We start from the raw sequence: 11976 nt of genomic DNA, 5'->3' as shown, positions 1-11976 counted from the left end.
CGGAAGCTGCTCACCCCTCCTCATGTGAGGGCTAACGCACCATCAGGAACCAGTATTCCAAGGCGAGAAACGCCATTCTGTTAGGAGTTCTTAGCAGCTTCGAAGGGGGTTCGATGGAAGCAGAGTTGATGGCACTCGCCGCCGCAGGCGCCACGGCGTTGATTCAGCAGATGGCGGTGGACTCCTGGACGCAAGCTCGTGACCGAATGGTCTCGTTCTTCTCGCGCCGCGGTGGTGGCAGGGAAGACGTGATTGCGGGAGAGTTGGAGACCTCGCGCGGACAACTAGCATCAGCGATGCAGGCTGGCGACGAGCAGACCGCCTTGGACATCGAAGCGGAGTGGCGTACGAGATTGCGCCGCACTTTGCTGTCAAATCCGGCTGCATCTGCCGAACTGCGGGCAATGCTTGCTGAATTGGCTGTCACTGGGAATGGCCAACAGGCCGCGGACGTTCACAATACGATCAGCGGGGGCGTGCAGCGCGGCCCAGTGATTCAGGCTGGCAACGTGGGCTCGCTGAGTTTCGGGACACCTTTCGGTCAGACCTGAACTGCGCACACCTCGATGGCCAAGGGGGTGGCCTCTGCCGGTATGGCGAGCAGGAGGCACCCACCCCTAGGCTGCGCACCACATCGTAGTGCGGGGCCCACGTAGGCGTTGGCTGATGACTTGCTCGGCCAACGCATACGCAGGGGCAAGGCTGGCGTATCTTCCGACTCATGAGCGAACAGCCGTCTATGCGAAATGAGTTGAGCGGCACCATCGGGGGGCATGCCGTGCAGGCGGGGACGATCCATGGAGATGTGGTGTTGTCTCCGTCCCCTCTGCTGAGCGCTGAACAAGCCGAGTTCGAGGCACGGTGGCGGGCACGTGCTAAGGCTCAGCTGGATGCCGAGGATGCGGAGCACCTGGCGGCAGAGCTGGCATACGCGAAGTACCTCGCGCGAGAACGCCGCTGGTTCTACTTCTCTGTCTTCCTTGTCCTGCTGGGCTTGGCGCTTCTGCTTGCCACGATGCTCAACATTGTGTGGTTTCGACTTCTGTATCCCGCTCTCGTACTGCTTGGTCTCTATTGGGGAGTGCCGGGTGGGTACCTCCTGTATCGCGCGAAACGGTAGATCGCTGAGGGGTGAGCTGCTTTGTTAGGTGAGCAGGCGACGCCCTTCGTGTGTGATGTGTGAGATGGAGTGCACGATCTACCGCAACCCGTTCGCGCTGTGGTTATCGATCTGTGAGGGAAGCCCCTGCCGCCCTTTGTCACCCGAGTACCAGGCCCAGATGGTGATCACCGAGGTGTTGGGCGTACCTTCCGACACATGAGTCAACAGGGGGATACACGCAACAATTTGAGCGGCAACGTTGAGGGACCTGCCGTGATGGCACGCGACATCTATGGAGGCGTGGTCTTCTCGGGCGCGCCCTCCCTCACCAGCGCGGTCCAGACCGCGAAAGATCAGCGCAGGTTCAGCCAGTACGTGCGTGTTCAGCGGTGGCGGCGCCGTCTGGCGGTCCTGCTCCTGCTGGTCGGCGGAGCAACTGTCGTGTGGGAGCAGATGCACGGATGGACACTGCCTGGGAGGCAACAGTTCGTTGCGCTCTTCACTCTCTTCGCGGGGGGCGTTGGCGCAATTACTTGGGCGCGGTGCACATGGATCATCAAGCGAGCGGAAACGGGAAGGACGATCAAGATTCCGCATTCCCGGTTGCACTGGTGAGTAGTTAGGGTGGCGGCGGCCGTGGCAAGCGGCTCTGATCCACTTCTTGTGGGGCGGTGACGCGGCGTCACAATGGGCTGGCAGGATGACTGCCCGTGTGATTGCAGCGTGTTCTCGATGTTCTCCATGGCGTTCTCCCACCTGTCCTCCGTGGTGGTGGACGAGGTCAGAACGGACGGCGGCTGGATATCCCTCACGGCGCGGACGGTGACGCGCGAGGCGGCGTGGCCGGACTGCGCCGGGGTGTCCGGTCGTGTCCATGGTGGTTACCGGCGGCGCCTTGCCGACCTCGCGGCGGTCGGGCAACGGTTCGTGATCGACTTGCAGGTGCGGCGGTTCCTCTGCCCGGTGGCCGCGTGCGGTCGCCGCACATTCGTCGAGCAAGTCGACGGGCTCACCGAGCGATTCGCGCGGCGCACACCGCTCCTGCGCCGCTCGCTGGAGAAGATCGCCCTGGCGCTCGCCGGACGTCCGGGTGCCCGGCTGGCCGCGCACCTGTCCATCCCGACGAGTGCGAACTCCCTGCTCAGACTCGTACGCAGGCTGCCGGACAAGCATGTCGGTGCCGCACCGCGTGTGCTGGGCATCGATGATTTCGCCCTGAAGAAGGGGCACGTCTACGGAACGATCATCCTGGACGTGGAGACCGGCGAACGCGTCGATGTCCTGCCCGACCGCACAGCGGACACCCTCACCGCGTGGCTGCGCGCACACCCTGGAGCGGAGATCGTCTGCCGGGACCGGGCCAGTGCCTACGCCGAGGCTGTACGCACCGCCTGTCCTGGCGCGATCCAAGTCGCAGACCGCTTCCATTTGTGGAAGAACCTGTGCGAAGCGGTCGAGAAGTGCGTTGCCGCGTACCGCAGTTGCCTCGCGGAGCCTACCGAGGACACACCTGCTGACGCCACCGCCGAGGAGGTATCGGGGCGGCCGGAGAGGATGCGCGTGATCCGGCGCCGCGAGCGACACGCCGCCGTGCACACCCTCTACGACAAGGGCGTCCCGATCCAGGCGATCTCCGAGACCCTCGGGCTGGACCGCAAGACGGTACGCCGCTACGCGCATGCGGCCACGCCCGAGGAGGCGTCGCTGGGCACCGGATCGCGCTGCTACGGCCAGGTCCACGCCTACTCGTCCTACCTCCACCGGCGTTGGAACGAGGGCTGCACGATCTCCGCACGACTCCACGCCTTCTCCGCCCTACGTTCGGCTGCTTCGGCATCCGCCTTGCGCTGGAGCGGGATCAGCTTGGCAGTGGCCTCGGCGGCGTTCTTGCCGACGTGGGGGAGGACGCTCTGGTAGATGTCCCGCGTGATCCGAGAGCCGCGTTGCTGCAGGGTAACTGGTCGTGAACGTCTTGCGCTTCGATGGCGGCGTCGGGGACTTCAGCCTTGAAGCCCATGAGGAGAGCGTCGAGCTACTCAATGGCCTTGCGCTTCAAGCCGACCACGACAGTGCTGTGAACTGCTGCCTCTGCCTTCAGGTACGGCGCGGACGAGCAGTCCGCATGCCGGAGCCCCGGTCAGATTGCCGCTGACCAGGGCTCCTTTCTTTCGCTCACTCAGGCAGAGCGTTCCTCGGCCGACTCCTTGCTCTTCCGAGGAGGGGTCATCCTCGGAAGAGTAACGGCGGCCTCGGTGTCCTTGACTACTGTGAGGGGCTTCCGGGCCCGAGGCACGAGTTGCACGACCTTCTCTGCGGCGTCGCGGGCGAGGTCGTCCAGGACGGCCTGGTAGATGTCTCGGGTGACCCGGGTGTCCGAGTGGCCGAGGGTCTCGGAGACGACCTTGATGTCGACTCCGGCCGCCAGCATGAGGGTCGCGGCGACATGGCGGAGGTCGTGGAGGCGAATCGGAGGGAGCCCGGCGGCTTGTACGAGGCGTTCGAAGAGGTCGGAGACCTTGCCCGGGTGGAGGATCGAGCCGTCCTCCTGGGTGAAGATACGGCCGGTGTCGACCCAGCCCTGCCCCCACTCGATCCGTTCCTGCTGCTGGCGGGTCTTGTGGGTGAGGAGAAGCTGGTCGGTCTCGTCGTCCAGGGCGATCAGGCGGATTCCAGAATCGGTCTTGGGGACTCCTTCGTGGATCTCCCAGCCGTCCTGGACGAGCTGGGTGGCGATGGCGAGGGTCTTCGCGGCGGCTGAGTGGTCGACCCACCGGAGACCGCACGACTCGCCCCGGCGGGTGCCACGGAAGGCGATCAGCCGCCAGAACGGGTACAGGCGGTCCTCGGCAACGTAGTCGAGGAAGAGGCCGGTCTGCTCGGGGGTCCAGACCATGACCGGCGAGGGTCGCTTGCCGTTCTCCTTCCAGCGTTCGATGCGCTCGTCGCTCCAGATGATCGCCTTCGGTTTGGTGCCGGGCAGCAGCTCGACGTGCGCGGCCGGGTTGAAGGCGGGCATGACCTGCTGGGCGATGGCGACATTGAGCGCGGCCCGCAGGGTGTCGCGGATATGCGGCTGGGTGTTGAGGCCGGTGATCCGACGGAACGGCGGCATCGCGTCGAGCTGGGCCCGCAGCCAGGCGCGGCGGGTGCGGTTCTCGGCACCCTTGTTCGGCGTGGACTTGAGCTCGTCGCGCACCGCACGCCGCTGGGCGTTCTGCTCCTGGATCTCGATGTTGCGCTCGTTGATGGCGTCGAACATCGCGTCGATGTGGTGGACCCGGAGCTTGTCCAAGCGCAGGTGGCCCAGGTGCGGTTTGAGGCGGACGCGGATGTCGCACGCGTAGCGGGCCGCGCCTCCCCGGCGGAGACGCTTGCGTCCGGCGAGCCACGTGTCGACCCGCTCGCGCAGATCTGCCCCGAGGGCGGCACCGTCCTCGACCCGTTCACGGGCAGCGGCTCCACGGGCGTTGCCGCCCTGCGGGAGGGACGACGGTTCGTAGGGGTCGAGCTGTCGCCGCACTACGCGGAAGTGGCCGAACGACGGCTCCGGGCGGAGCTGGCTCAGGACGACGTCGTGTTGGCAGGGCCGGAAGCGTGAGTGTGAGCACCTCCAACATTACAAGGCAATACATCTGCCTTGTTTCAGGAGTTCAGTGGTCAAGTGAGGACGATGTCTTCAAGGTTGCGAGTTCGGGGTGGTGGGGGTAGTCGTCAAGGCCCCGTGCATGTCGGCCCGGGGAATTGTGCAATGTTCCACAGGTCGACAGCGATGTTGGCTCAGCGCCTGTCCGCGGTCAGCGCTTCCGACACCGTTGCTTGCCAATGAAGACAGAAGGGCCCCTCCTGTCAGGTCAAGCCACCAGTGTTGAGCAACTCACTCATCGCGTCCTCCTCACGACGGAGGACAATGCGACCGTCGCCGACGCTGTAGGCGACGATTCGGCTTCCCGGGGCCAGGCCTGCTTCTGCGAGGACGCCGAGCGGCAGCTCCACGCGGCCGTCGTCCCCGATGGTCAGTTGTGCGGGTTCACGCAGCATGTCGGCCACCTTCTCATGGCCTGTGGTCCATTCGGCCAGGTCCGGACCGCCGCCATTGATCACTGCCGACATAGCTCTCGAGCCAAGCTGCACGGGAGAGGAACCATTTTCGCTCTGGCTCGGAGCCGGGGTACCTCTCGCTGACATCGAAGATCGCGCGCAGGGCACCTGGAACCAATGCGGCCGCTGGTTTCGGAATGTGCCCCGTGGCCAGAATGGTCTCGATGCCAGTCTCGCGCTCGCGTGACAAGCCGGCCTACCCTCGGATCCGCGACTCAAGATCATGCGTAAGGTTGAAGGGGCGGATGGGGATCATGTCCACTACGGGGACTATCCAGGCCGAGAGCTCGACAGCGCTAGAGAAATGTCTCACCTCGCTTGAGGTCTGTGCGGGTGCGGGCGGTCTCGCTCTCGGGCTGGAAGAGGCTGGCTTCGACCCCGTGCTTCTGCTGGACAACCGCAAGGTCGCGTGTGAGACATTGCGCGCGAATCGTCCCACCTGGAACGTCCTCGAAGGAGATCTGCTCGACTTCGACCCCGTCGACCACCAGGAGGTCTACGACGTGGACCTCTTGTCGGCGGGGCTGCCCCGAGTGAAGGCCACGGCGGCGATCAACCGCGATCGCGGTAGTGATCTCGAGCTGGAGGTCCTCAAGGCCACCGTCATGCTGGTGCACGGAGTGCAGCCACGTGCCCTTCTGATCGAGAACGTGCCGGACTTGGCGACGAAGGACGCGTACGTGCCGATACGGGAGTTTGTTGCCGAGGAGCTGGGCCACCTCGGCTACCGGTATGAGTGGTTTGTTCTGAATGCGGCCGACTACCGCGTTCCGCAGGACCGGAAGCAAGGGATCCTGGTGGCCTTCAAGGGCGACGTGATGGACTCCTTCGAAGTGCCACCCCGTGTGCTGGAGCCGCCGATCACGGTGGGGGATGCACTGGGTGAGTCGATGGGTGCGCGTGGATGGTCTGGAGTCGCCGAGTGGGCGGCGCAGGCGAACCGGATAGCGCCGACACTCGTCGGTGGTTCCTGGGAGCGAGGAGGCGCTGATCTCGGACCGACCGGGTCGAAGAACGCTTGGGCGAAGATAGGCGTGGACGGCGCCACGGTTGCCGATCAGGTTCCCGGACCCGACTTCCACTGGGACCCTGCCTTGGGGCGTTCCGGAATGATGGCACTGACGGTGGAACAGGCTGCCTGTCTCCAGGGGTTCCCGGCGGACTGGCATTTCGCGGGTCGTAAGACCGCCCGGTACCGCCAGGTCGGGCACGCTTCACCACCACCGGTGGGGCGCGCTTTGGGATCGGCCATACGTGCGGCCCTGGGGGTGTGATGATGACATCCGGGGATGGCAGTGCCCAGGACGTTATAAAATCGCGCCTCATGACCCGCGTACAGCCACAGGCATCCCGACCTGCGCAGATCCACATGGTGGACCTATTTGCCGGGCCTGGCGGGCTGGACGTCGCTGCGCACTGGCTTGGGTTGGACGTGTCGGGGATCGAGTGGGACGCGAACGCGTGTGATACCCGCGCCGCCGCCGGGCTCCGCACCACATCGGACGACGTACGCGCCTACGGACCGACTGACTTCCCCGAGGCCACCGTCCTTGCCGGTGGGCCGCCCTGCCAGACGTACACGGTCGCCGGATTCGGTGCCGGACGCCGCGCGCTGGACCAAGTGCTCCGCTTCGTCAAAGACATGGCCGCCGGCGAGGACGTCAGAGCGCGACTGGCGCTGCTGGACGACGAGCGTACGGGGCTGGTCGTGGAGCCGTTGCGATGGGCGCTTGAGGCGGTCAAAGCGGGCAGACCCTACGACGCCATCATCCTGGAACAGGTGCCCGCCGTCCTTCCCGTCTGGTATGCGGTGGGCGAGGCTCTTGAGGGGGTTGGTTACAAAGTCGACTGCGACGTTCTGCACGCGGAGGAGTTCGGAGTTCCGCAGACCCGCCGCCGGGCTATCTTGATCGCTCGTTTCGAGCAGGAAGCGAAGCTTCCCAAGCCGACCCACCGCCGCTACCGCAAGGGCGTTTCGCGCGCGACAGGGGATTCTCAGCTGTTTCCGTGGAAGACGATGGGCAGAGCGCTCAAGCGGTCGGATCCGTTCGTCGTGATCTCCAACTACGGCACAGGCGGTGACCCCAAGGCCCGCGGCCGACGCAGGTCCGACGAGCCGGCTGCCACGGTCACCGGGAAGATCTCCCGCAATCGCCTGGTCACACCCGATGGTGCGGAACTCGATCGGTTCAGCCTCGGCGACGCGGGCCGACTGCAGACTTTCCCTGCCGACTATCCGTGGACCGGGAACGACGTTGCTCAGCAGATCGGCAACGCCATCCCTCCGCGGCTGGCCGCCCACGTTCTCGCCGCCGCGCTCGGCCTTGAACTCGACGAGAAGTCCCTCGATGCAGCTGTCGAAGGCCTGTGGAAGGTGACCAAGGACAGCACCCCCCTGGTCACCGGCGAGGAATGAACAGAGTCCCTTGAAGACTCATGCCTTGACGACAGCCGTCTTCCTCGGACGTTGCCGAACCGGAGCCTGTGCCAGCAGATCCTCGAACAGTGGCAGAAGGGCGTCGACTGCGCGCCGGCTCACAGCACCGTCGTGCGGGCCGTCCGGAAGGCGGTCCCAGGGAACGGGCGGCATGTCGGCGGATTGGGTGATCCAGTCGTGGAGGGCGTCGTAGTCGGCGGGTTCGTCAGGGGCCAGGACGTCGTACACAATGGTGCTGCCCGCGGCATTGATCGCGGATGACAACGCGTTCACATGGTCGCCCGGTCGTGGAGTTCCGGCGCTCACGAGGCGTGCCAGCACGCGCAGGATCGCCTGAGCGGTCGGGCGATGGTCGATGACATCCAGGCGCATGGTGGTGTTGAGGACGTCCTGTACTTGGCAGGCAGTCCCCACGGGGCGGTAGTCCTTGCCATCGCGGAAGAGCTCGGCGGCCCACCACAGGCGAGCGAAGGCCTGGATGTAGTGCGGGCCGTTGAAGCGGGCGGTGGTGGCCGTTTCAGCTCCCTTGTGGCGCCAGACGACATAGTCGGGGGCGACGAGCATCGCGAGGTGATTCCACATATGGTTGTCGGCCGCCTCGGCACGGGTCATGCGCACCGTTGCGTGCAGGCGCGGGGCGAGCCAGCCGTCCGCGGCCGCACGATTGTCGGCGAAGCGGCGCATGGCCTCGTCGAGCAGCTCGCGCACGGGGGCGGTGCGCCAGCGTGCGTCGACCTCGGAGAGACTGGTGGAAGCCTTGCGGAGCGCGACCTGAGGCGGGTTCTCCTGGCCTGCTTGCATGCCTCGGGTGAGGAACTTGGCAACCGCCGCGTCAGGCAGGAGTCCGAGCACGGCCGGGATGTCGTCGGTGGTTGTGATCGCGCGGGGCATCAGCTCGCGCTCCTCTCGGCGCGGTCGACGGACCGTACCGCGTTGGTCAGTTTCCGGGTGATCTGGCTTCGCTTGCCGGCGGCGTACTGGACGTTCGTTTGAAGTTCGGACCAGCCGAAGCCCTGGGTACGGCGCTCGTTGATGTCGTACAGCGCGTCGGTGAGCTGACGTCCCGGGAGGACGTCTGGAAGCATCATGCGAAGGACGGGCTCGCGCCAGCCGCCGGGCATGACAGGTGAGCCGTCCCCGTCGATGTCGAGATCGCTGATGGCCGTGTGGAACATGGCGGTCCAGGCATCCTGGGCGATTTGGCTTGCCGTCATGTCGCGGAGCAACTTCTCCGCCGGGTTACCGCCGGTGCTGCCGAGGACGTCCATCAGACCCTCCACGGCAGTGGTGTTGAGGTACACGGTGGGGATGTCGCCGGTGGTCTCGACGATCCATGAGGACTCCTTGAAAGGAAGGAGCCAGTCGAGGGGGCCTTCACGGAAGTCGACCTCGACGATTTCGATCTCGCGCTGTCGCACGGGGGCGGTGACCTTGAGGTCGACGTACCAGTCCAGGTCCGTCGTGCCGATGACGCGGCCCGCCACGTCACCCACTGTCGCCACCACGGTCAAGCCAAGAACGGCCCGGTTTAGGTGAACAGCCCGGGCGAGATCGATAGTTCCTTGCCAGCTACCGTCACGGGCGCGCGTGAGGCGTGCGGTAGTGCGGGCGTTCGTCGCCTTCTCGGACAGGACGGCCAGGCACACGATGTCGGACCAGGTATTGTCGGCCAGCTCCTGGTCGGGCAGTGTGGCCTTCAGCCGGAGCGTGGCCTGGTCCCACTTCTCGCGGCCGGTCTGGTGCAGGGCGACTGTCCGTTCGGTCTTGGAGACGTTCGAGTATGGGAGCTGCGCGTCGTCCATTGTGACAGACATGACCTCGAGGTCGACGTCCCCGAAGAGTGTCGGGTACGGGAACACGGGCTTCACGCCGCACCTCCGCGAGCTTTCTGGACGTCCACGGCGAGCCGGGCGAAGCCGGCCTGAACAGGATGGGTCGAGGGATCGGTGACGCCGGTGAACACGGCCGCACGCACTCCCGGCTCGATGACGAGGTTGCCGTCGTCGATACGGCAGTTGTCGGATGCGGCGAGCAGAGCCCAGCCCACGGCGGGCCTGCCTCCGGAACGTACGTCGAACTTCGCGACCGGTGTGAGCAGCCACGGATCCTCGGCATCGGGCAGCCTGAGATTGACCGTGACGTGCCAGGCACCGGTGTCCTCGACGTGCGCGTTGATGCTGCGCACCGTGGGGAATCCCGGGGCGCGGCGGGCACCGGCCGATCCGGCGCTGTCGAGTTTCAGCAACTCGCGCAGGACTGAAGGGCCTCCCGTGGGGGCGACCTCCCGGCGCCCGACGAGACCGCGGATGGTCTTGTCGATGTCGTCGCGGAACTCCTTGAGACGGCTGAGCGCGCCCCGCTCGTAGAGCGAGGTGAGTTCCTCGGTGCGGTCCCAGCGATCGTGCTCAGGCGGTTCCGAGGCGCGCAGGAACGCTTCGGCAAGTTCCACGTCCTCGCTGTCGCGTCCCGTCGCGTATCCGGCGAGGAGGACCGCTTGGAAGGGCACGGTGCCCAATGGCAGTTCACGAGCGCGCTGTGCAGTGATGGTCATACGGTTGCCGCGCATGCAGACCACGCGGTTGATGCGATCGTCGGTGCCGCCCGCGGGGGTGAGCAGGAGGACTGCGGGATGCTCGCGCCCCTTGTCCCGTGCCCGTCCCTGGCCCTTCAACGGAGTGACGGTCAGAGGCACATCGGCACGGGCAACCTGCTCGCCGGAGGTCAACTCATCGACGGTGTCACCGTCGAGATAGGCCTGGAGAGCACGACTTAGCGCGGGATGGTAGGCGTGTGGGTCGACGCGCTCTGCAGGGATGACGACATGGCCATTGCGGAGAGTGGTGACGCGGGCTTCCATGAGCGGTCCCGCGCTGCGGCCGCCGATCATTGCGGCCCAGAACCCGTCGGCCAGGGACCCTACGAGCTTGTCGTGCATATCCTGCAAGGACTCGGCATCGCCGGAGGCGTCGTGGGCGCCGACGATGAGGAACGACGTACCGGGTTCGGCGCTCGCACGCTCCAGGTGTAGATCGCGTACGGTCTGTTCGTCGGCCCACCACGAACGGGAAACACCCTTGTGTTCGGGTTCGGTGTCGGGCTCGCCGAACCACGCGGGCCCCGCGTACGCCTCGCCGTCGACCTGGTGCCACGGCAGGTCGAGACGGCCGATCATCCTGCGCTCTGTGCGCCCCTCGTGCGGTTCGGACAGAGTCGAGTTGATGAGGACGAGACCGTATCGGCTGGTGGCCCACAGGGTTGCCTTGCCCAGCCCGTATGAACCGCCGGCGCGCCCCCCGGACTGTTTGTGGCTGTCGAGTTGACGACGGACGACGGCGGCGAAACGGCCGTCGCTGTACTCGGGTCCTGTAAGCCCGGCAGCGTTGTAGTCGTCGACTCTTAGCAGGAGAAGGGACTTGTCGACGGCCAGGTCGTCGAGTGCCGCTCGGAGGCTGCGGGAAACCTTCTGCCTGGCGGATGCGGCTTGGTCGTAGTGCTTGCTCAACTCCTCCCAGCGGAGGGCGCGGAGGAAAGCGTCAAGGTGCTCGCCGCTCAGCTCGTGCAGGGTGTAGCGGATGCGAACCGGGGCGTTGAGATCGTGGCGCTCGTCCAGTGAGTTTTGTGTCGCCTCGCGAGCGAGAACCGAGAGGTCGGCGTCGAACGCGAAGGCCGCGGCGTTCCCGTACTCGCGTCCGCCGTCAGCGTGTGCAGGACGATGGTGCCACTGGAGCGGCATTGTCGTGCCGACGTCGGTGGTGCGGTTGTAGACCGAGGCCGCGTCGACGCCCAAGACCTCGGCGATGACCCGCTTGGTCTCTTCGCGTGGCTCGGCTCGCCCCGTGATCCATGCCGAGACAGCGGCGCGGGTCAGGCGGAGCTCCTTGGCGAGCTGGGCCTGCGACATCCCGGTTCGTCGGAGCTGGCGACCGAGCCAGGGGCCGAACGCCTCTCCTTGCTGTGCGGTCATCGCCTTCGTCGCCTTCTTCCCTCGGTCACGTCGGGGCACCTGTCGCTGGATGCTGCTGACCAGCGTAACAGCAGATTTTTGACGATCCCGGGGTCGTCAAAAATCGGTGAACAGTCGTGTTCGGTGGTGCCCCCTATAGCAGCCGGTACTGACAGCGGCACGCTGATCGCAACATCGCAACATCGCAACGTGGAACTTGAAGCTTGTGGACGCCGGACGTCTAGGTGCGCTAGGGTCGCCGATCACCGATGGAAGTCTGGTATCCAAACGCGGCCTTTTAAGGCCCTTTTGGCGTGCCCACTGACCTGTCGGCATGTCGTTGCGGGGGGATACGACTTGCAATAACCTCCAGTTCTGTTACGGGCCTGGCGCCCG

Annotated in this window: 11 protein-coding genes and 1 pseudogene; 7 read left to right on the top strand and 5 right to left on the bottom strand. The window is 65.7% G+C overall.

What is annotated here, in order from left to right; all coding sequences use genetic code 11:
- Positions 1-113: 113 nt before the first annotated feature.
- The 4 genes from ACWEFL_RS34745 to ACWEFL_RS34730 all read left to right on the top strand — a co-directional run bounded on the left by ACWEFL_RS34745 (position 114) and on the right by ACWEFL_RS34730 (position 3019).
- Complete coding sequence (locus tag ACWEFL_RS34745; RefSeq protein WP_451720835.1) at positions 114-551, top strand: hypothetical protein; 438 nt, start codon at positions 114-116, stop codon at positions 549-551.
- 170 nt (positions 552-721) lie between these two features.
- Positions 722-1120: a hypothetical protein gene (locus ACWEFL_RS34740; RefSeq protein WP_451720833.1), complete on the top strand. Its 399-nt coding sequence runs from the start codon at positions 722-724 to the stop codon at positions 1118-1120.
- A 198-nt stretch (positions 1121-1318) separates the two neighbouring features.
- On the top strand, positions 1319-1717 hold the full coding sequence (locus tag ACWEFL_RS34735) for a hypothetical protein (RefSeq protein ID WP_451720831.1): 399 nt from the start codon (positions 1319-1321) through the stop codon (positions 1715-1717).
- A 117-nt stretch (positions 1718-1834) separates the two neighbouring features.
- Positions 1835-3019, top strand: coding sequence for an ISL3 family transposase (locus ACWEFL_RS34730; protein ID WP_451720829.1), 1185 nt, complete (start codon positions 1835-1837; stop codon positions 3017-3019).
- 259 nt (positions 3020-3278) lie between these two features.
- On the opposite strand, the gene ACWEFL_RS34725 is transcribed toward ACWEFL_RS34730, so the two are convergent.
- Positions 3279-4622, bottom strand: coding sequence for a tyrosine-type recombinase/integrase (locus ACWEFL_RS34725; RefSeq protein ID WP_451720827.1), 1344 nt, complete (start codon positions 4620-4622; stop codon positions 3279-3281).
- Here ACWEFL_RS34725 and ACWEFL_RS34720 point away from each other — a divergent pair.
- A pseudogene (locus ACWEFL_RS34720) lies at positions 4575-4700 on the top strand (site-specific DNA-methyltransferase); the annotation flags it as partial. The gene ACWEFL_RS34725 and the pseudogene ACWEFL_RS34720 sit on opposite strands and share 48 nt — an antisense overlap.
- 248 nt (positions 4701-4948) lie before the next feature.
- On the opposite strand, the gene ACWEFL_RS34715 reads toward ACWEFL_RS34720, so the two are convergent.
- Positions 4949-5212, bottom strand: coding sequence for an AbrB/MazE/SpoVT family DNA-binding domain-containing protein (locus ACWEFL_RS34715; protein WP_451720825.1), 264 nt, complete (start codon positions 5210-5212; stop codon positions 4949-4951).
- 242 nt (positions 5213-5454) lie between these two features.
- Between ACWEFL_RS34715 and ACWEFL_RS34710 the strand changes: the two genes are divergently transcribed.
- Together ACWEFL_RS34710 and ACWEFL_RS34705 are read left to right on the top strand one after the other, a co-directional pair.
- Positions 5455-6474: a DNA cytosine methyltransferase gene (locus tag ACWEFL_RS34710; protein ID WP_451720839.1), complete on the top strand. Its 1020-nt coding sequence runs from the start codon at positions 5455-5457 to the stop codon at positions 6472-6474.
- Between the two features lie 50 nt (positions 6475-6524).
- A complete protein-coding gene (locus ACWEFL_RS34705; protein WP_451720823.1) occupies positions 6525-7616 on the top strand; it encodes a DNA cytosine methyltransferase in 1092 nt (363 codons plus the stop codon).
- A gap of 18 nt (positions 7617-7634) precedes the next feature.
- Here ACWEFL_RS34705 and ACWEFL_RS34700 read toward each other — a convergent pair whose 3' ends face one another.
- The 3 genes from ACWEFL_RS34700 to ACWEFL_RS34690 are packed head-to-tail and all read right to left on the bottom strand — an operon-like array spanning position 7635 to position 11601.
- A complete protein-coding gene (locus ACWEFL_RS34700; protein WP_451720821.1) occupies positions 7635-8528 on the bottom strand; it encodes a DUF6339 family protein in 894 nt (297 codons plus the stop codon).
- Positions 8528-9451, bottom strand: coding sequence for a hypothetical protein (locus tag ACWEFL_RS34695; RefSeq protein ID WP_451720819.1), 924 nt, complete (start codon positions 9449-9451; stop codon positions 8528-8530). Before ACWEFL_RS34695 ends, ACWEFL_RS34700 begins: the two co-directional genes overlap by 1 nt.
- 50 nt (positions 9452-9501) lie before the next feature.
- Positions 9502-11601 (bottom strand): helix-turn-helix transcriptional regulator, encoded by a 2100-nt coding sequence (locus tag ACWEFL_RS34690; protein ID WP_451720817.1) that lies wholly within the window; start codon positions 11599-11601, stop codon positions 9502-9504.
- Positions 11602-11976: the final 375 nt, after the last annotated feature.

It is taken from the genome of Streptomyces sp. NPDC004838, from assembly GCF_053600955.1.
The sequence above is the reverse complement of the archived record's forward strand: the minus strand, read 5'-3'. Positions and strand labels throughout refer to the sequence as shown.